We start from the raw sequence: 17,200 nt of genomic DNA on the forward strand, positions 1-17,200 counted from the left end.
GACATGCCCCTCATACGCCCCAGCCGCGAAGAAGACATTCCCGCCATCACGGCCATTTACGGCCACCACGTCCTGCACAGCACAGGAACGTTCGAAACCGAGCCTCCCAGCGTGGCCGACATGATGACCCGCCGGGCTGACGTACTGTCCAAAGGCCTGCCCTACCTGATCGCCGAGGAGGAAGGAAAAATTGTGGGCTTTGCCTACGGCAACTGGTTCAAGCCCCGCCCGGCCTACCGGTTCTCAGTGGAAGACTCGATCTACCTCGCGCCTGACCTGCATCGCAGGGGCCTGGGCCGTGCGTTGCTGGCCGAGCTGCTGGCACGGCTTGAAGCGGTGGGCGTACGCAAGGCCATGGCCGTGATCGGTGATTCGGCCAACGCCGGCTCGGTGGGCGTACATCGTTCGCTTGGCTTCAAAGAGATCGGCACCATTACCTCCTGCGGCTGGAAGTTCGGCGCCTGGCGCGACATTGTGATCATGGAAAAGACCTTGGGCGCAGGCGACACGCAGCCGCCGGTGGATGCACTCGCCGCATAATCGCCGCATGCAAGCAACCGCCTCCAAAGCCCCTAAAGCGCCCAAAAACAAAACCCTCGCCGCCTGGCTCGCTTTTATCGGCGGTCAACTCGGCGTGCACCGTCTTTACCTGTTCGGCCTTGGCGACGTGTGGGCCTGGCTGCACCCCATCGCAGCGGCGCTGGGCTGGTGGGGAGTCGAGCGCGTACGGCTTTATGGGCAAGATGACCACCTCGCCTGGGTGCTGATTCCGCTACTGGGCTTTACGCTGGCCGGCACGGCATTGACCGCCATTTACTACGGCCTGATGCCAACGGAAAAATGGAATGCGCTGCACAACACGGGCACGCCGGCCACCCAGGCGGGCAACACCAACTGGCTGACCATAGGCGCCGTGGTGTTTGCGCTGTTGTTTGGCACTATCTCACTGATGTCCAGCATAGTCTTCAGCTTCCAACGCTACTTCGAGTACCAGGTCGAAGAGGCCAAGAAAATCAGCCAGTAGATAGAGCCCCCACGGTCGCTCACTTCGTGTAGCTTCCTGCCCCCCGCGAGGGCCGCCCGCCTGCGGTCTGGCAAAGCCAGTCCCGCGGCTCATGCTGGCTTTAAGAGTTCTTTAAGCGCTACCAGCGGGCAGCCGCGGAGCCGGCTTTGCCGGGCCGCAGGCGCCGTCCCCTGCAAGGGGAAAAGGGCTACACGAAGTGAGCCCGATAGGGGTGAACCTATTTCTGCAGTGAGCCCGGACAGGGGTGTTCAAAAAACTTGCAGGCTGACCCAGTACGCGATCGCGGCCACGAAGGCCGAAGCGGGAATGGTGAAAATCCAGGCCCAGACGATGTTGCCGGCCACGCCCCAGCGTACGGCTGAGGCGCGCTGCGTGGAGCCCACGCCCACGATGGCGCCGGTGATGGTGTGCGTGGTGGAAACAGGAATACCCAGCCCGGTCGCCAGGAAGAGCGTCAGCGCCCCGCCTGTCTCGGCGCAGAAGCCGCCCACGGGCTTTAGCTTGGTGATCTTCTGGCCCATGGTTTTCACGATGCGCCAGCCGCCGAACATGGTGCCAAAGCCGATGGCGATGTAGCAGACGATGACCACCCAGATCGGCAGGTGTTCCGTGGTCGCCATCATCCACACGGGCAAGCCCTGCACATTGCTGGTGGTCGCGGCGATCAACAGCAGCCAGATGATGCCGGCCGTCTTTTGCGCGTCGTTGCCGCCGTGCCCCAGGCTGTAGGCGCCGGCGGACACCAGCTGAAGCCGGCGAAACCACCGGTCGGCCTTCGACGGGGTCGTCCTGCGACACACCCAGGCCACCGCCACCATCATCAGCGAGCCCAGCAAGAATCCGAGCAGCGGCGACACGAAAATGAAGGCCACCACCTTGAAAACGCCCGACGCGATCAAGGCACTCGCGCCGGCCTTGGCAATCACAGCCCCTACGATGCCGCCGATCAGCGCATGCGAAGAGCTGCTGGGAATGCCGTAAAACCAGGTCACGATGTTCCAGGTGATGGCGCCCATCAGCGCGCCAAACACCACATGCGTGTCCACCACGCCCGGCATCACGATGCCCTTGCCGATGGTCGCCGCCACGCTCAGGTGAAAGATGAAATACGCCAGGAAGTTGAAGAAGGCGGCGAACAGCACCGCCTGCCCCGGCTTGAGCACACCCGTCGACACCACGGTGGCGATCGAGTTGGCCGCGTCATGAAAGCCGTTCATGAAGTCGAACGCAATGGCCAGGAAGACCAGCAGGAACACCACCCACAGGGCAGCCTGTACGGTTTGCATGGTTCAGGCGCCCGTGATCAGGAGTTCTCGAGGACGATGCCCTCGATCAGGTTGGCCACGTCCTCGCACTTGTCGGTGATGGTCTCTAACAGTTCGTACACCGCCTTGAGCTTGATCACTTCCCGTACATCGGGCTCTTCGCGGAACAGCCGGCTCATGGCAGAGCGCATGACGCGGTCGGCGTCGGACTCGAGCTTGTCGATTTCCTCGCAGGTCTTGAGCGCCGCTTCAGCCGTCGCGGCATCGCTGACTTTTTCGATCAGCGCCACGGCATCCTGCAGGCGTTCGCAGCATTTGACGCTCAGGTCGGTCAACCGCACGATGTCTTCGGTCATGTGGCGCACGTCGTACAGCGCCATGGTTTCCGCCGAATCCTGGATCAGGTCGGCCACGTCGTCCATGGTGTTGATCAGCTTGTGGATCTGCTCGCGGTCGATGGGTGTGATGAAAGTCTTGTGCAGCGCCCGGTTGACTTCATGCGTGATGCGGTCGGCGGCGCGCTCGGCGTGGTCGACTTCGCGGTTGAAAGCTTCGCGCTTTTGCACGTCAGCGTAGTTCGCGACCAGGTTCGAGAACGCGTGGGCGGCCTCGACGATGCGTTCGGCATGCTGGTTGAACATCTCGAAAAAATTGCCTTCGCGCGGCAGCAATTTGCCAAACAGCATGTCAGTTCCTCAGGGAGTAAGTCAAAAATATGACGTTTTTGTAACAGCTAGAAGTTTAACCGCCCGGGATTTTAGGTAGCTTGGGTGTCTGACGGTGGGTTTACTGCTTAGGCTGCTGGCCGGGGGTTGCCCGGCATGCAACTCACTTTCTTTTGCTTCGCCAAAAGAAAGTCACCAAAGAAAAGGCGACCCTGGTTCCTGCGTCCCTTCGCTTCGCTACGGGCAACCTGCGGTGCTCGGTCCAGCCGGGGTCAAAAACAACTCGCCTGCGGCTCAAACAAGTTTTTGCCCTGATCCGTTTGGCCCTGCGCTCCTCGGCGCATACACAAGGGCCAATCAGGGGCGGGGACAGATACCGGGTACTCAGGCGGAACGGAAGATGAAATACACCGCGCCCACCATGCACAGCGCGGCCCACAGGTAATCGAGTTTCAACGGCTCATTCAGGTAAAACACCGCAAAAGGCACGAACACGCTGAGCGTGATCACCTCCTGCATGATCTTGAGTTGCCCGACGCTGAACTGGGTAAAGCCGATGCGGTTGCCGGGCACCTGCAGCAGGTATTCAAACAGTGCGATGCCCCAGCTGATCAGCGCTGCGATATACCAGGGCGAGGTGGCCAGGTTCTTCAGGTGTCCGTACCAGGCAAAGGTCATGAACACGTTGGACAGCAGGAGCAGGCCGATGGTTTGCGCCGATACCGGCAGGGACTGGAGGAACTGCATCAATGGCTCCGTGAATGAAATTTAGACAAACCGCCCGACCAGCAGCAGCACAATGGTCAGCGTCACCAGGGCCAGTGCGGTGGACACCACGACACTGGCAGTAATCAGGTCTTCCGCGACCTTGTAGCGCTGGGAAAACAAAAACACATTGGCACCGATCGGAAGGGCCGATGCCACCACCATCACCGCCATCGGCACGCCACCCACACCCAGCAGGCGGCACAAGCCGAACACCAGCAAGGGATGCAGCAGGTTTTTCACGCCAGCCAAAGCCAGCGCCTGGCGCCAGTGCTCCCCCACACGCGTGTTGGCCAGCGTCACGCCCACCAGCACCAACGCCAGCGGACCGAAGGCATTGGCCAGCAATTCCAGTGGCTTGTCGACCACCGCGGGAATCGTGAGGCCGGTCTGCGCAAACAGCAGGCCCGCCATGATGGGCAGCGGCACCGGGTGCAGCAGCGCGTTTTTCACGGCCATCAACACCGTGGCCACCGGGTGGCGTGGTGCGGTGGTGACTTCATCGGCCGTGCCCAGCTTCTGTTCGTGCGCCACCGCCAGTTCCAGCACCACCGTGGCGCTGGTCAGCAACACCAGCGAATGCACCGAGACCAGCGTAAACAGCGTCACCAACCCTTCGGGGCCATACATCAACCCGACCAGCGCGATGCCGATCATGACGGTGTTGGAGAAGGTGTTGGCCAGTGCCAGTACGGCGGCGCGGCGGTTAAAGCCCTGAAGCAGCAGGGTGCCACCAAACAACACGACCACGGCCAGAAAGTAAGCCAGCACGGGCTTGAAGTCCAGCTGCTCAATACGCACCTTGCTCATGGTGCGAAACAGCAGCGCTGGCGTGAGCAGCAGAAAGACCAGGTTTGAAAGGTCTTTTATCGCTCCGGGCCTTACCCACTGTGCGCGACCAGCTATGAAACCTGTAGCAATCAACAACACGACGGGAAGCAGGGACACGAAGACAAGCTGGTTCATTGCGCAATCTTAGCGTGCGGGTTGCCAGGCCGTCGCGGTGCCGTCTCCGTATTTTTCGGGACGGCTCCGCTTAAAAAGCGTCAGCCACGGCAGTTTTGTGCGCGGCTCTTACCTGACGCTGGTGGCATCCGTAATGCGGTAGTAAAGGCCGTAAGAGTCGTCGTTCAGGACCAGGAAGCGCCCCTCCACCACCACCGGCTCCATGCTGTATTTCACCGGCGTTTTGGTTTTGACTTCGACCATGCTCTCGGGCCCGCCGGGCAGGCAGAAGGCGCAGGTCAGCGGCACTGACGACAGCAAAAAATGCTTTTGCTTTTCGCCCGGATCCAGCGGCATCATGAAGCCCTGGATGCGCTGGGTTTTCTGGTTCAGCGCCATCTGGTCGAGGGTGAAGACCGGCAGGATCCGGTTTTTCTCGTTTTTGGTTTTCACCGCCGTCAGCACCGACCAGGGCACAACGTCCGTGCGGGCCGCCAGCGGTGGGAACGGGCTGTTGGCGCCATGCACGCCCGCACCCTGCCCGACCGGTATGTCAAACGCCGGCCCTGCCGCGGCAGGCTTGCCGCCATTCGCCAGCGGTGAAGACAGCGTTTGCGCCGAAAGGCCTGCAGCGGCCAGCAGCGTGCTGCAGGCCAATGCCCACTTCAATCCGTGAAGGCTTGGAGTGCGAGGGCGAAAAGAGGCAGTCATGCAGTACTCCAGAAAATCCAGAAAAAAGGTGAGGCCACTTCAGGGGCGTCCCGGTGACGTCAGTGGACGTCAATGAACGTGTTTCATCCCGCAGTATTTGCCGACGGCCAGGCCTTTGCAAGCGGCCTGCAGCTCTTTTTCACAAACTTCGTCTTTCTTGCCCGATTCCAGGCATTTGGCGGCGTTTTCATGGGCGGCGGCCATGGCGCGGTGGCGCTGGATGTCTTCCTTGGTTTCCTTGTCGTTGTGCTGCGCATGGGCCAGCGAGAACGTGGCGCTCAGGGCCACCGCCGCAAACGCGGCCGCAACAGGAGACAGGGTGAGGAATTTTTTGATGGAAGAGAGGTTTGTCATAAGAAGTTACCTTGATTGGAGAAGTTCAAACACACTGACCCGGTAGGCTTCCCAGGCAGGCAGCAACGCAGACGCCAGCGCCACACCCAAAGCCAGCACCGGCACACTGACCAGCTCGACCGGCCATGACAGCGCACCGATCAGGACAGATTTTTCAAGTTGCAGCCCCCAGGCCAGCAGCGCCGTCAGCCCCTGCCCCGCCAGCACCCCCAGCACGGTGGCCAGCAGCGCCAGCCATAGCGCTTCGCACAGCAGCAGGCCGGCCACGCGGGCCGGTGGCGCACCCAGCATGCGCAGCAGCGCCAGGTCGGCCCGGCGCTCACGCACGGCGCCCCACAGCGCGATGAAGACACTCAGGCCCGCCGTCAGCAGCAGCACGCCGGCCAGCGCACGCAGCACGTCGGTGCCCACACCCACCATGCTCAAGAGGCGCGTGATCTCCAGCGCCGGCGCCGCAGCCTGCATCTCGGTGCTGCTGTTGATGTAGCGCGGAAAGGTCACGGCCGCCAGCGGCGTCTTGTACTGGATCAGCGCCAGCGTGATTTCGCGTTCCTCTTCCAGCACCTTGCGGTCGTCGTCGTCCAGCGCGGTGTCGGTTTCATGCACCTGCCAGACGGACTCGGTGGCCGTCAGCACCAGGCGGTCCAGCACGGTGTGGCTGCCGGCCAGGATGCCCGACACCACATAGGGGCTCAGCTTGTGCTCTTCACCGCCGCCGCCCAGGCCGTGCGTGCCGGTAAAGCTGTCGCCCACTTTCAGGCCGGTCTGCTGCGCCACCTGCGCGCCAATGACGGCCTGCATGGGCCTGGACCACAGCGCGCCCTGTGCCAGCTGCGCGTCGTAATGGTGGATGTAGTCGGGCGTGGTGCCCACGATGCGAAAGCCACGAAAACTGTCGCCCAGGCTGATCGGAATGATCCTGGCGACCTGCGGATGTCTTTCCAGTTCCTTCACCGCCGCCAGCGGCACGTTGCCCGTCGGTACGTCAAGGTGAAACACACCTGACAGGATCAGCTGCATCGGGCTGCCCTTGGCGCCCACCACCACATCGATGCCGGCCACGTCACGGTCAAACGCCTGGCTGATCTGGTGGCTGACGAGCAGCAGAAAGGTAATGGAGGCCAGCCCCAGGGTGAGCAGCAGCAAATTCAGCGCCGCCGCCAGCGGCCGCGACCACAGGTAGCGCCATGAAAACACAACGGTCTTGAATGCTATCGTTTTCATAGCTGCTTGCGCTCGACCAATAAGGACTGCAGGCCCTTTTTTTCCTTAAAAAAAGCCCAGACACGTGCATCGTGCGTGGCAATCACCAGCGTGGCGCCCTGCTGCTGTGCCGCGCTTTGCAGCAAGGCCAGCGACGCCGCAGCCGCGTCGTCGTCCAGGCTGGCCGTGGGTTCGTCGGCCAGGATCACGCGCGGCTTGAGCAACACCGCACGCGCCAGCGCCACACGTTGCGCCTGCCCGCCTGATAGTTGAGACGGCTTGCGCTGCGCGAGTGCCTGCACATCCAGCGCGACCAGCGCTTCGGCGATGCGGGCCTCGTCGTCCGGCTGGCCGGCGGCCCACTGCGCCATGGCCAGGTTGCCGTGCACTGTGAGCGCCGTGCTCAGGTGAAGCTTCTGCGGCAAAAAACCAATGGTTTTTGCCCGCCACGCGTCACCTGCACGTCCACCCAGCGCCTTGATGGACTGGCCGGCCACCGTGATGTCGCCCTCACTGGGCGCCAGCAAACCCGCCGCCAGCGCCAGCCAGGTGGATTTGCCCGAGCCCGACGCACCGCGCAGCAGCAAGGTGCCACCCTGCGCGACGTCCACGTCCGCGAAGCGCAGCTCGGGGCCGTTGGCATAACGGTAAGCCAGTTGCCGTGTACTGATCATGAAGAAGTCGCGCCGGTGGCGCAGTCGGCGCACACGCCCCGCACGGCAAAGTCCATGCTCATGCCCTGGTAGCCCAGCGCCTTCAGTGCCTCCAGCGCGGTCTGCGCGGCGCGCTCCAGGTCTTTGGTGCTGGCCTTGAGGGCGCCCGAACGCTTTCCCGACAGCGCGCCCGACAAGGGGCTGTCGCGGTGGCAGCTCTGGCATTCAAAGTGGGGAATGGCATGCACGCTGCTCGGCATGGCCTGGTAACGGCGCACRCGATTGGCGTCCACTCGGCACAGCAGCAAGCCCACCTGCGTGAGCCGGTCGATCAGCCGGTACAGCGTGACGCGGTCCAGTGTCACGCCTTCGCCGGCATCATCGTCGCCGCCCAGCGCGGCCTGCAGCTGCGCGTGCGTGTAGCTGGTGTCCGGGTGGGCCAGCAGCCAGCCCAGCACCAGGCGCGCAGCGCTGGTGCGGCGCAGGCCGTGGGCTGACAACAGCACATCAATCGGGTCTGCGTCGGCGGTGATACCGGGCTCGGTTTTGGAACGCCTGACAGGTTGGACGGATGCCATGGGATGAAGCCGTTCGGAAAGAGTTTGGCAAAAGAGCGCGCAGTGTATTTTCGCAATGCGCGCACATAACGCAACAATGTTGCATTAGACTATACAGCAATTCAGTTGCATTATTACCGCAACCGAGTGGCTTTTGATAACTTCCCGGCCCGCCTGTTTGTAAAGACGACTCCCTTGCCAGCTTCACCTCCTCCCTTCCCCCCACAGCCTCCGCGCCGCCGCAGCATCCTCGCCTGGCCGGCCTGGCGCCGGGTGCTCGCGGTGTTGCCGGCCGTGGCGCTGCTGTGGCTGGCGGTCGCCTGGGCTTCGGCGGAAATCGCACCATGGTGAACACCGTGAACAACGCCATGGTCACGCTGGACAACCTCACCGTCAGCTACCGGCAGCATCCGGCGCTGCACCACGTCAGCGGTCACTTCGCGGCGGGTTCGCTGACTGCGGTTGTTGGCCCCAACGGCGCCGGCAAAAGCACGCTGTGCAAAAGCATCATGGGTTTGCTGCCCCGTTCGGGCGGACAGGTCACCACGGCAACGCCGCGCGCGCGCATTGCCTACCTGCCGCAACAGGCTGAGCTTGACCGGAGCTTTCCGATGGACGTGTGCGACGCCGTGCTGCTCGGCTGCTGGCCTTCGCAGGGCGCGTGGGGCGGCGTCAGTGAGGCGCAGTGGGCCGCCGTCGGCGCGGCCTTGCGCGCCGTCGGCCTGGAGGGTTTTGAAGCGCGGCCCATCGGCACGCTTTCCAGCGGGCAGTTCCAGCGCGTGCTGTTTGCCCGCCTGCTGGTGCAAGACGCCCGCCTGATCCTGCTGGACGAGCCCTTTAACGCGATAGACAGCAAGACCACCGCCGCGCTGCTGGCGTTGATTCACCAGTGGCATGGCCAGGGGCGCACCGTGATTGCCGTGCTGCATGACGACGCCCAGGTGCGCGAACATTTTCCGCAAACACTCCTGCTGGCGCGCGAAGCCGTCGCCTGGGGCCCCACCGCACAGGTCATGACCGAAAGCAACCTGGCGCAAGCCCGTGCGATGGCCGAGGCATGGGACGAAAGCGCCGAAGCCTGCCGCATCGACGACAAGGCACTGGCCACCCCAACGGCATTGCACGCGCCCGCGCTGCACAAGGCCGCTGCGTGATGGAAGCCGCGCAGCATTCCATCCTTCACGGCGCCTGGGCCGTTCTGTTTGCGCCGTTCGCCGAATACGCCTTCATGCGCCGCGCGCTGGTGGCCACGATGGCACTATCGCTCAGCGCCGCGCCGCTGGGCGTTTTCCTGACCTTGCGGCGCATGAGCCTGCTGGGCGACGCGCTCAGCCACGCCATATTGCCGGGTGTCGCCATCGGTTTCATGCTGTGCGGCCTGTCGCACACGGCCATGGCCGCGGGCGGCGTACTCGCCGGCATGCTGGTGGCCGCGCTGGCCGGCTTCATCAGCCGCGCCACCACGCTGAAAGAGGACGCCAGCCTGGCTGCCGTTTACCTGGTGGCGCTGGCGCTGGGCGTGACGCTCATTTCCGGCCACGGCACGCAGCTTGACCTGCTGCACATCCTGTTCGGCAGCGCGCTGGGCGTCGACACGCCGGGCCTGCTGCTGGTGGCCGGCGTGGCCAGCATCAGCCTGGTCGCGCTGGCGGCTGCCTACCGCGGCCTGGTGCTCGAAAGTTTTGACCCGGTGTTCCTGGCTGCAACGGGCCGCAGCGCCTCTTTCAAATGGTCCTGGCAGCAAGGCTTTTTGATGCTGGTCGTCATCAACCTCGTGGCCGGCTTCCAGACGCTGGGCACGCTGATGGCCGTCGGCCTGATGATGCTGCCCGCGGTGTCGGCGCGCTTGTGGCACGACACCCTGCCCGCGCAGCTCGCCAACGCCGGCGCGCAGGCCATGGCGGCAGGCTACGCCGGGCTGCTGCTGTCTTACCACTTCGATACACCCTCGGGCCCGACCATCATCGGCTGCGCCGGCGCGCTGTACTTTGCCTCGCTGCTGCTGGCACCCGGCGGCTGGCTGCCGCGCACGTTCGCGCGCACGCACCGCACCGCCTGAAGCTGCGCATCTTTCCTTTCTTTACCAACCCGGAGCCCTTCCATGACTTTCATGAAACACCTGGCGCGCAAACTGCTGACACCCCTGGTCGGAGCCGCACTGCTGGCCACCGCCACCGCCGGCATGGCCGCCGACAAAATCCCTGTGGTCGCCAGCTTCAGCATCCTCGGCGACCTCGTCCGTGTGGTCGGCGGTGACCGCGTCGCCGTCACCACGCTGGTCGGCTCCGACGAAGACGCGCACGTATTCGAACCCAAACCCGTGGATGCCAAAAACCTGTTGCAAAGCAAGCTGCTGGTCAGCAACGGCCTGGGCTTTGAACCGTGGGCGCAAAAACTCGTCAAGTCCGCCGGCTACAAGGGCCAGGCGGTGGTGGCTTCACAAGGCGTGAAGGCACGCACCATGCCCGGTGAAAAAGGCGGGAAAGAAACCGACCCGCACGCCTGGCAGGATCCAACCAACGTCGTGATCTACGTGCGCAACATCGCGGCGGCGCTATCACGGCTCGACCCCACCGGCGCTGCCACCTACAAAGACAACAGCGAAGCCTACGTGAAGGAATTGCAGGCACTCGACACCTGGGCCAAAGAGCAGCTCAGCGCCGTCCCCGCCGCCAAACGCAAGGTCATCACCTCACACGACGCCTTCGGTTATTTCGGCGCGCACTACCAGGTCAGCTTCCTGGCGCCACAAGGAATTTCCACCGAAGCCGAACCCAGCGCCAAAGAAGTCGCCCAACTGATCCGGCAGATCCAGCGCGAAAAGATCAAGGCCGTGTTTTTTGAAAACATGAGCAACCCCAAGCTGCTCGCCCAACTGAGCAAGGACGCGGGTGTGACACCCGGCCCCGCGCTGTATGTCGACGCCCTGTCAAAAGCTGGTGGCCCAGCTGACACCTACCTCAAGCTGATGCGGCACAACGTGATGCAGCTGGTGGCGGGAATCAGGCTGAACTGAGCAGGAAATAAAACGGCTGAATCAGGAAAACCGCGCTGACATCAAACATTGCGAAACGCTGACAACATCAAGCGCACCACCGTCAAAACCGCCAGCTGGGCAAAAAGCCAGACCGCAAACAACAGACCTGTTGCACCCCATTTGATGTTGCAGTTTTCGCCCTGGACTGAATAATTTGCAGATACGCCGCGGGCCACATAAGCACAGAACTCTTCCTGCGGGTTGTGATCAAGCGCTCCGTAGCACATGAAAAAAGCCAGAGGCAGGGCCACTAAAAGCGGGATCAGCACCCATGACACCAAACGATCAACGGTGAAGTTCATTGCCAATCTCACTCATTTTTTGCTCTCGAAAATCTGGCCGTTTGCAGCGCGCCACGAATACGCGGATATCGACAGTCAAATGTGTTCAGTCGCGATAGGGTTCATTACTTCGCGGCGCATCCGGCAACTGTTCATCCAGCGACTGGCGGTAGCGGATGCAGCCGCGAAAGAACTGCGGCCAGTCAGGTACGACGGGCACAGGGTCGGTTCTCTCCGGCAGCAGCGCCCACAGCGCCGGATGATGCCAGCACAACTCGTGGCCCGTGCTGTCGCGGTGCTCGCGAATACCCTGGCGGAGTTTTTTGACTTCCACAATGAGTTGTTCACGCGACAAGCCTTCAAGATCGGTGTCCATGCTGCCTCCGTATTGAACATGAGATGTTCAGAGTGTGCGAACACCGACATCATAGGCACGACGGACCAACCGCACTCTGCCACCGGACGCCGATTGGGATCAGTCGTCGCGTCGCCCCGCAAGTCTTGCATAGGCAATGGCATCCGCCAGTTTTTCATAACGGTACTCACGAAACCCATACAGGCGTCCATCGAATGTGATGCCTAGCTCATGCATCAACGCTTCAGCACTCACTGGTGCTTGCACCGCATCGGGCAGTGGCGAAGGTTCTACCCCCACCTTGCTTGCAGCTGGCGATCTGCGCCGGCCGCGCATCAGATTAATGCCAATGGATGCCGCCACGCCAACTGCTCCCCAAACCATGAATGGCACGATCAGCTCCAGCAGTTGCGGCATCACCAGGATGAAGCTGCAACCTGCGTGGGGGCACGCGCGTTGCAGCCACGCGGACCAGGCAGCGTATCCCAATGCGATCCATCCAATCCAGAAAACTATGTGCATCACGGTCTTTCCAGCGCTTTTATTAGAAGTTAAGCCGCAAACCGAAGCTTGCCGCATGCTTGCGATTCCAACAAGGTTGAAGACAGGTGCATGGTTGCCAACTGCCCACGATCATAGGTTCGAAGCCAAACAACACCATCCCCCAAACGCATGAGGGACTCGCGCGAACAACGTTCTTGCCTCCGCCGAAACCGCTGTATAACCAAGCCATCAACGCCATCCACGTTTATCACCCCCAGAGGTGCACACCCCATGACTTCCACCCCTAGCCCCCACCCTACCCACCTGCGCAGCCACACCTTCCACGGCCTCGCCCCCGGTCCGCGCCTGCTGGTCACCGGCGCCGTACACGGCAATGAAACCTGCGGCACGCGCGCCATCACACAGCTGATGGAAGAAATCGACAACGGCAAGCTGGGCATTGAGCGCGGCACCGTGACTTTTGTGCCCGTGACCAACCCGCTAGCCTACCGGCTCAAGCAGCGCATGGGTGAGCGCAACCTCAACCGCAACATGGCGCCGAGTGCAATTCCGCAGGACTTTGAGGACCGCATCGCGAACGTGCTGTGCCCGCTGCTGGATGCGCATGACGTGTTGCTGGACCTGCACTCTTTTCACACGGGCGGTGCGCCGTTTGTGATGATCGGCCCGCAGAACAACACGGGGGCGCTGGAGCCCTTTGACCATGCCGCGGAAGAAATGCAACTGGCGCTGCACACCGGGCCGCACCGAATCGTGGAAGGCTGGCTGGAGACGTACGCCCGGGGCGTGCAGCGGCGCGCGGCAACGGCTGCGGGCGCTGCGGGGGGCGCCCGCGCGCAGACATTGGTGACCGACCCGAACTACGGCGTAGGCACGACCGAATACATGCGCTCACGCGGCGGCTACGGCGTGACGCTGGAGTGCGGCCAGCATGACGACCCGCAGGCGGTGCAGGTGGCGCGGCATGCAATTCAGCAGACGCTGGGCCTGCTGGGGCTGATTACCCAGAAACCCGCGCCGGTGCCGATGGCGCGCGAGATCCTGCGCCTCGTTGACGTGGTGGATCGCGAGCATGCCGGCGACACCTTCACGCGCGAGTGGCGCAGCTTCGACGCCGTGAAAGCCGGCGAGGCCATTGGCACGCGAAATGGCGGCGCACCTATTGCCGCGCCGGCGGACGGCTTTGTGGTGTTTCCGAATCCGCGGGGGGAAGTGGGCCAGGAGTGGTTTTATTTCGCGCAGCGGCGGGCTTGAGCCCGGATGGGCCGGGCCAGCGCCGTTGCGGGGTGGCTACGGCTTGCCGCAAGGTGCCGACATTGCTATCTATTTAATAGCTGCTTGCGCTCGCCCCTATTGGCTTGCAGGCCAATTTGATGGCTAAACGAAGGGCTTTTTTGCTTCAAAACGGGCTAAAACCCGTTTGAAAACCCGAAAAAATGATTTCAAACAGCCCCAACGGCCGGAAAACATGGTTTTTCAGCATTAAAAACGGCATCAGACCAATACTGACAAGCGCAATCAGCTATCTATTTGATAGCAAACTAACAGCACTCACGCTCCAACCCATTCAATCCTTCACACGTGACGCAAAGGTCTTGCGGAATTTGTCGACCTTGGGGCCGACCACGAACGCGCAGTAACCCTGGTTGGGGTTGTTCTCAAAATAGTCCTGGTGGTAGGACTCGGCGGGCCAGTAGTTTTCGAGCGGCAGCACTTCGGTGACGATGGGTTTGCCAAAGGTTTTGTCCTGGCTGACCTGACGGATGAAGTCGTCGATCTCCGCTTTCTGCTCAGGCGTTGAGTAATAGATGCCGCTGCGGTATTGCGTGCCGGCGTCGTTGCCCTGGCGGTTCAGGCTCGTCGGGTCGTGGATGACGAAGAAAATTTCGAGGATCTCGCGCAGCGTGATGTCGGCCGGGTCGTAGGTAAGTTTGACGACCTCGTTGCTGCCGGTGCGGCCCGTGCAGACCTCTTCATAGCTGGGCCGTGCGGCCTGGCCGTTGCTGTAACCCGACTCCACGTCGGTAACACCGCGCACCTTGACATACACCGCCTCGGTGCACCAGAAGCAGCCGCCGCCGAGCGTGATGGTTTGGGGGGAAGAAGGCATGGAAATCTCCGCTGAAATCCGTTGGTCGTACGGGGAGCGGCAATCTTACGCCGGGGCCCGCGGACCCGCGGAGAGGCCCACACATTGCCCCTGAAGCGAACTGGAAAGCGTCCGGTTCAGTCGCGCCGGCGCGGGCCTTTGGTGACGTGCTGGGGACCGACTGCACGGCGCATCAACCGCAGCAGGGCCAGCGCCAGAAGGCCGCCGGCCACGGCCAGGCCGAGCGAGCCCATGCTGAAGACCTTGTCGTTGGTGGCGCCCTTGCTGAGCAGGGCGGCCACGAAGTCGCCGCCGATGAAAGCGCCGAACATGCCGACGCCGAGGCTTTCGAGGATGAGGATTTTTTCGCGGGTGCCCGCGAGCAGGCAGGCGGCCCCGCCGAGAAGGGCACCCACCAAACACCAGATATACGGGTTGATGCCGTTCTCCTGAAGACTATGAACTGCCCCATGGTGACAGCTTTACGCCCCCAGCGGTGGACATATTTTTACCAAGGTCATTCGCCAGGGCACCTGGGCGGGATGGAATCCTCATGCCTTCGTCGCCGGGGCGATTGCGCGCACCGCCTTCACAAAAGCGGCCAGCGCCTGGTGGTCGCGTGCGGTTTTCCAGAGGCAGTGCGTTTCATAAGGTGTGGTGGCGGCATCCAGCGGCACAAAGGCCGCCCCCGCCATGGCCGACTGCCTGAGCGCAGCCGGCACCAGCGCCACACCCATGCCCTGCGACACCAGCGACACCACACTGAGCCAATGCCGCAGTTCGTAGCGGATCTCCGGGTAAAAACCGGCTTCAGTACAGATCGTCAGGATGCGTTCGTGGTAGTCGGGCGAGACGGTGCGCGACACCACGGCAAAGGGTTCGCCCTGTAACTGCTGCAGCGATATCGAACGCTTTCGCGCCAGCGCGTGCCCCGCGGGCAGGCAACCGACAAAGGCCTGGCTGGACACCAGCACCTGCGACAACTCGGGCGGCACGCGTGTGGTGTGCACAAAGCCGAGGTCCAGCCGGTCATGCGCCAGCTCAATCAGCTGCTCGCTGGAGTTGAGTTCCTTCAGCGTGAGGCGCAGCAACGGGTGTTCGGCCTGGAAGCGCTCCAGGATCCTGGGCAGGCCGCTGTACAGCATGGTTCCTGAAAAGCCGATGGCCAGACTGCCGGCCATGCCCTGCCCCACGTCACGTGCATGGCCAGCCGCCTGCGCGGCCTGATCCAGCAAGGCGCGCGCCGCCGGCACAAAGGCCTGCCCGGCGGCGGTGAGTTGCACCGATTTGCTGTTGCGCGTGAGCAGCCTGGCGCCGACCGAGGCTTCAAGCTGCTGGATGTTCAGCGACAGCGGCGGCTGGGAAATCGACAGGCGCCGGGCCGCCCGGCCGAAATGCAGCTCTTCGGCCAGGACAAGGAAATAGCGGAGGTGACGAAATTCCATAAGCCATCCATGAATATGTTTTTTATATCGTTGGATCGATATTTGATATTAGACAACTATTCATGCTTGTCAAACAATCGAGCTGCCCGCGGGCATCCCAGCCACGCGCCCTACACTGCAAACCAAGCCACCTTTTTCGGAGACAACCCATGAAAACCCAATTCAACTGGCAAGACCCGTTTTTCTTTATGGAGCAGCTGAGCGAAGACGAGCGCGCCATAGCCGACGCCGCCCACGCTTTCTGCCAGGAAAAACTGCAGCCCCGCGTGCTGATGGCCGCACGCCACGAAAAATTCGACCGCGAGATCATGAATGAAGCCGGCGCCATGGGTTTCCTGGGCTCCACCATCGAAGGCTATGGCTGCGCCGGCCTCAATTACGTGAGTTACGGCCTGGTCGCGCGTGAGGTGGAACGCGTCGACAGCGGCTACCGCAGCGCCATCAGCGTGCAAAGCTCGCTGGTCATGCACCCCATCAACGCCTACGGCAGCGAAGCGCAAAAGCAAAAATACCTGCCCAAGCTGGCCACCGGCGAATGGGTGGGCTGCTTCGGCCTGACCGAGCCCAACCATGGCTCCGACCCCGCCAGCATGCTGACGCGCGCCAAGCCGGTGGACAGCGGCTTCATCGTCAAGGGCGCCAAGATGTGGATCACCAACAGCCCGATCGCCGACGTGTTCATCGTCTGGGCCAAGCTGGAAGACCCCGACGGCAAGGTCGGCGGCCAGGAAAGCATTCGCGGCTTCGTGCTTGAGAAGGGCATGAAGGGCCTCAGCGCCCCCAAGATCGAAGGCAAGATGAGCTTGCGCGCGTCGATCACCGGCGAGATCGTGATGGACGACGTGTTTGTGCCTGAAGCCAACCTGCTGCCCAACGTGAGCGGCCTCAAGGGCCCCTTCGGCTGCCTGAACAAGGCGCGCTACGGCATCGCCTGGGGTGCGCTCGGTGCGGCTGAAGACTGCTGGTTCCGCGCCCGCCAGTACACCATGGACCGCCAGCAGTTCGGCCGCCCGCTGGCACAAAACCAGCTCATCCAGAAGAAGCTGGCCGACATGCAAACCGAGATCACGCTGGGCCTGCAAGGCTGCCTGCGCGTGGGCCGGCTGATGGACGAAGACAAGTCCGTGCCGGAAATGATTTCGCTGATCAAACGCAACAGCTGCGGCAAGGCGCTGGACATCGCCCGCCTGGCGCGCGACATGCACGGCGGCAACGGCATCCATGACGAATACCATGTGATCCGCCACATGATCAACCTCGAGACGGTTAACACCTACGAAGGCACGCACGACGTGCATGCGCTGATCCTGGGCCGTGCCCAGACCGGCTTGCAAGCCTTTTATTGAT

At 62.5% G+C, this 17,200-nt stretch carries 23 protein-coding genes; 8 read left to right on the plus strand and 15 right to left on the minus strand.

Annotation, left to right across the window (positions count from 1 at the left end):
• The first annotated feature begins 3 nt into the window (after positions 1–3).
• Positions 4–540: an N-acetyltransferase family protein gene (locus tag AC1DZE_RS00970; protein ID WP_477674603.1), complete on the plus strand. Its 537-nt coding sequence runs from the start codon at positions 4–6 to the stop codon at positions 538–540.
• A 7-nt stretch (positions 541–547) separates the two neighbouring features.
• Entirely contained in the window at positions 548–1,024 is a 477-nt protein-coding gene (locus tag AC1DZE_RS00975; RefSeq protein WP_477674602.1) for a TM2 domain-containing protein, read from the plus strand.
• 248 nt (positions 1,025–1,272) lie between these two features.
• Here AC1DZE_RS00975 and AC1DZE_RS00980 read toward each other — a convergent pair whose 3' ends face one another.
• The 9 genes from AC1DZE_RS00980 to AC1DZE_RS01020 all read right to left on the minus strand — a co-directional run bounded on the left by AC1DZE_RS00980 (position 1,273) and on the right by AC1DZE_RS01020 (position 8,163).
• Positions 1,273–2,310 carry an inorganic phosphate transporter gene (locus AC1DZE_RS00980; RefSeq protein ID WP_477646378.1) on the minus strand — a complete coding sequence of 346 codons (1,038 nt, stop codon included), beginning with the start codon at positions 2,308–2,310 and terminating at the stop codon, positions 1,273–1,275.
• Between the two features lie 17 nt (positions 2,311–2,327).
• A complete protein-coding gene (locus tag AC1DZE_RS00985; RefSeq protein ID WP_477659753.1) occupies positions 2,328–2,975 on the minus strand; it encodes a DUF47 domain-containing protein in 648 nt (215 codons plus the stop codon).
• 363 nt (positions 2,976–3,338) lie between these two features.
• Positions 3,339–3,701 carry a DMT family protein gene (locus AC1DZE_RS00990; RefSeq protein ID WP_457279960.1) on the minus strand — a complete coding sequence of 121 codons (363 nt, stop codon included), beginning with the start codon at positions 3,699–3,701 and terminating at the stop codon, positions 3,339–3,341.
• Positions 3,702–3,722: 21 nt separating this feature from the next.
• Positions 3,723–4,685 (minus strand): AEC family transporter, encoded by a 963-nt coding sequence (locus AC1DZE_RS00995; RefSeq protein WP_477668037.1) that lies wholly within the window; start codon positions 4,683–4,685, stop codon positions 3,723–3,725.
• A 108-nt stretch (positions 4,686–4,793) separates the two neighbouring features.
• Positions 4,794–5,375, minus strand: coding sequence for a DUF3299 domain-containing protein (locus tag AC1DZE_RS01000; RefSeq protein WP_477672569.1), 582 nt, complete (start codon positions 5,373–5,375; stop codon positions 4,794–4,796).
• 69 nt (positions 5,376–5,444) lie between these two features.
• The gene (locus AC1DZE_RS01005; protein WP_477668039.1) at positions 5,445–5,729 is read right to left on the minus strand and encodes a hypothetical protein; all 285 of its coding nucleotides are present in this window, start codon (positions 5,727–5,729) and stop codon (positions 5,445–5,447) included.
• A 6-nt stretch (positions 5,730–5,735) separates the two neighbouring features.
• Positions 5,736–6,953 (minus strand): ABC transporter permease, encoded by a 1,218-nt coding sequence (locus tag AC1DZE_RS01010; protein WP_477672570.1) that lies wholly within the window; start codon positions 6,951–6,953, stop codon positions 5,736–5,738.
• On the minus strand, positions 6,950–7,606 hold the full coding sequence (locus AC1DZE_RS01015; RefSeq protein ID WP_477672571.1) for an ATP-binding cassette domain-containing protein: 657 nt from the start codon (positions 7,604–7,606) through the stop codon (positions 6,950–6,952). Before AC1DZE_RS01015 ends, AC1DZE_RS01010 begins: the two co-directional genes overlap by 4 nt.
• Positions 7,603–8,163 carry a Fur family transcriptional regulator gene (locus tag AC1DZE_RS01020; RefSeq protein ID WP_477672572.1) on the minus strand — a complete coding sequence of 187 codons (561 nt, stop codon included), beginning with the start codon at positions 8,161–8,163 and terminating at the stop codon, positions 7,603–7,605. The genes AC1DZE_RS01015 and AC1DZE_RS01020 overlap by 4 nt, the downstream gene beginning before the upstream one ends.
• Positions 8,164–8,337: 174 nt before the next feature.
• Between AC1DZE_RS01020 and AC1DZE_RS01025 the strand changes: the two genes are divergently transcribed.
• The 4 genes from AC1DZE_RS01025 to AC1DZE_RS01040 are packed head-to-tail and all read left to right on the plus strand — an operon-like array spanning position 8,338 to position 11,158.
• On the plus strand, positions 8,338–8,493 hold the full coding sequence (locus AC1DZE_RS01025; RefSeq protein WP_477672573.1) for a hypothetical protein: 156 nt from the start codon (positions 8,338–8,340) through the stop codon (positions 8,491–8,493).
• Positions 8,487–9,296 (plus strand): metal ABC transporter ATP-binding protein, encoded by an 810-nt coding sequence (locus tag AC1DZE_RS01030; RefSeq protein ID WP_477672574.1) that lies wholly within the window; start codon positions 8,487–8,489, stop codon positions 9,294–9,296. The genes AC1DZE_RS01025 and AC1DZE_RS01030 overlap by 7 nt, the downstream gene beginning before the upstream one ends.
• Positions 9,296–10,201 carry a metal ABC transporter permease gene (locus tag AC1DZE_RS01035; protein ID WP_477672576.1) on the plus strand — a complete coding sequence of 302 codons (906 nt, stop codon included), beginning with the start codon at positions 9,296–9,298 and terminating at the stop codon, positions 10,199–10,201. The genes AC1DZE_RS01030 and AC1DZE_RS01035 overlap by 1 nt, the downstream gene beginning before the upstream one ends.
• 51 nt (positions 10,202–10,252) lie before the next feature.
• On the plus strand, positions 10,253–11,158 hold the full coding sequence (locus AC1DZE_RS01040; protein WP_477699867.1) for a metal ABC transporter substrate-binding protein: 906 nt from the start codon (positions 10,253–10,255) through the stop codon (positions 11,156–11,158).
• A 41-nt stretch (positions 11,159–11,199) separates the two neighbouring features.
• Here the strand turns inward: AC1DZE_RS01040 and AC1DZE_RS01045 are convergent, their stop codons facing one another.
• The 3 genes from AC1DZE_RS01045 to AC1DZE_RS01055 all read right to left on the minus strand — a co-directional run bounded on the left by AC1DZE_RS01045 (position 11,200) and on the right by AC1DZE_RS01055 (position 12,394).
• On the minus strand, positions 11,200–11,481 hold the full coding sequence (locus tag AC1DZE_RS01045) for a hypothetical protein (protein WP_477668044.1): 282 nt from the start codon (positions 11,479–11,481) through the stop codon (positions 11,200–11,202).
• Between the two features lie 85 nt (positions 11,482–11,566).
• Positions 11,567–11,836: a hypothetical protein gene (locus AC1DZE_RS01050; RefSeq protein WP_477668045.1), complete on the minus strand. Its 270-nt coding sequence runs from the start codon at positions 11,834–11,836 to the stop codon at positions 11,567–11,569.
• Positions 11,837–11,935: 99 nt separating this feature from the next.
• Complete coding sequence (locus AC1DZE_RS01055) at positions 11,936–12,394, minus strand: hypothetical protein (RefSeq protein ID WP_477668046.1); 459 nt, start codon at positions 12,392–12,394, stop codon at positions 11,936–11,938.
• 195 nt (positions 12,395–12,589) lie between these two features.
• On the opposite strand from AC1DZE_RS01055, the gene AC1DZE_RS01060 reads away from it, so the two are divergent.
• Positions 12,590–13,573, plus strand: coding sequence for a M14 family metallopeptidase (locus AC1DZE_RS01060; protein WP_477668047.1), 984 nt, complete (start codon positions 12,590–12,592; stop codon positions 13,571–13,573).
• Between the two features lie 313 nt (positions 13,574–13,886).
• Here AC1DZE_RS01060 and msrA read toward each other — a convergent pair whose 3' ends face one another.
• The 3 genes from msrA to AC1DZE_RS01075 form a co-directional block, all read right to left on the minus strand.
• Positions 13,887–14,429: a peptide-methionine (S)-S-oxide reductase MsrA gene (gene msrA, locus AC1DZE_RS01065; protein ID WP_457279947.1), complete on the minus strand. Its 543-nt coding sequence runs from the start codon at positions 14,427–14,429 to the stop codon at positions 13,887–13,889.
• 116 nt (positions 14,430–14,545) lie between these two features.
• Complete coding sequence (locus tag AC1DZE_RS01070; RefSeq protein WP_477668048.1) at positions 14,546–14,824, minus strand: hypothetical protein; 279 nt, start codon at positions 14,822–14,824, stop codon at positions 14,546–14,548.
• A 135-nt stretch (positions 14,825–14,959) separates the two neighbouring features.
• On the minus strand, positions 14,960–15,853 hold the full coding sequence (locus AC1DZE_RS01075) for a LysR family transcriptional regulator (RefSeq protein WP_477699684.1): 894 nt from the start codon (positions 15,851–15,853) through the stop codon (positions 14,960–14,962).
• A 149-nt stretch (positions 15,854–16,002) separates the two neighbouring features.
• Between AC1DZE_RS01075 and AC1DZE_RS01080 the strand changes: the two genes are divergently transcribed.
• Positions 16,003–17,199 (plus strand): acyl-CoA dehydrogenase, encoded by a 1,197-nt coding sequence (locus tag AC1DZE_RS01080; protein ID WP_477699685.1) that lies wholly within the window; start codon positions 16,003–16,005, stop codon positions 17,197–17,199.
• Position 17,200 lies beyond the last annotated feature (1 nt).

This window comes from Polaromonas sp. P1_F1 (assembly GCF_056405795.1).

Bases quoted from the DNA above. Each gene is read 5' to 3' on its own strand.
- AC1DZE_RS01005 (WP_477668039.1), bottom strand. From the start codon at position 5,729: ATGACAAACCTCTCTTCCATCAAAAAATTCCTCACCCTGTCTCCTGTT.
- AC1DZE_RS00980 (WP_477646378.1), bottom strand. From the start codon at position 2,310: ATGCAAACCGTACAGGCTGCCCTGTGGGTGGTGTTCCTGCTGGTCTTC.
- AC1DZE_RS01075 (WP_477699684.1), bottom strand. From the start codon at position 15,853: ATGGAATTTCGTCACCTCCGCTATTTCCTTGTCCTGGCCGAAGAGCTG.
- msrA (WP_457279947.1), bottom strand. From the start codon at position 14,429: ATGCCTTCTTCCCCCCAAACCATCACGCTCGGCGGCGGCTGCTTCTGG.
- AC1DZE_RS01045 (WP_477668044.1), bottom strand. From the start codon at position 11,481: ATGAACTTCACCGTTGATCGTTTGGTGTCATGGGTGCTGATCCCGCTT.
- AC1DZE_RS01010 (WP_477672570.1), bottom strand. From the start codon at position 6,953: ATGAAAACGATAGCATTCAAGACCGTTGTGTTTTCATGGCGCTACCTG.
- AC1DZE_RS01055 (WP_477668046.1), bottom strand. From the start codon at position 12,394: ATGCGGCAAGCTTCGGTTTGCGGCTTAACTTCTAATAAAAGCGCTGGA.
- AC1DZE_RS01015 (WP_477672571.1), bottom strand. From the start codon at position 7,606: ATGATCAGTACACGGCAACTGGCTTACCGTTATGCCAACGGCCCCGAG.
- AC1DZE_RS00985 (WP_477659753.1), bottom strand. From the start codon at position 2,975: ATGCTGTTTGGCAAATTGCTGCCGCGCGAAGGCAATTTTTTCGAGATG.
- AC1DZE_RS00975 (WP_477674602.1), top strand. From the start codon at position 548: ATGCAAGCAACCGCCTCCAAAGCCCCTAAAGCGCCCAAAAACAAAACC.
- AC1DZE_RS01000 (WP_477672569.1), bottom strand. From the start codon at position 5,375: ATGACTGCCTCTTTTCGCCCTCGCACTCCAAGCCTTCACGGATTGAAG.
- AC1DZE_RS01060 (WP_477668047.1), top strand. From the start codon at position 12,590: ATGACTTCCACCCCTAGCCCCCACCCTACCCACCTGCGCAGCCACACC.
- AC1DZE_RS01040 (WP_477699867.1), top strand. From the start codon at position 10,253: ATGAAACACCTGGCGCGCAAACTGCTGACACCCCTGGTCGGAGCCGCA.
- AC1DZE_RS01030 (WP_477672574.1), top strand. From the start codon at position 8,487: ATGGTGAACACCGTGAACAACGCCATGGTCACGCTGGACAACCTCACC.
- AC1DZE_RS00990 (WP_457279960.1), bottom strand. From the start codon at position 3,701: ATGCAGTTCCTCCAGTCCCTGCCGGTATCGGCGCAAACCATCGGCCTG.
- AC1DZE_RS01035 (WP_477672576.1), top strand. From the start codon at position 9,296: ATGGAAGCCGCGCAGCATTCCATCCTTCACGGCGCCTGGGCCGTTCTG.
- AC1DZE_RS00970 (WP_477674603.1), top strand. From the start codon at position 4: ATGCCCCTCATACGCCCCAGCCGCGAAGAAGACATTCCCGCCATCACG.
- AC1DZE_RS00995 (WP_477668037.1), bottom strand. From the start codon at position 4,685: ATGAACCAGCTTGTCTTCGTGTCCCTGCTTCCCGTCGTGTTGTTGATT.
- AC1DZE_RS01050 (WP_477668045.1), bottom strand. From the start codon at position 11,836: ATGGACACCGATCTTGAAGGCTTGTCGCGTGAACAACTCATTGTGGAA.
- AC1DZE_RS01080 (WP_477699685.1), top strand. From the start codon at position 16,003: ATGAAAACCCAATTCAACTGGCAAGACCCGTTTTTCTTTATGGAGCAG.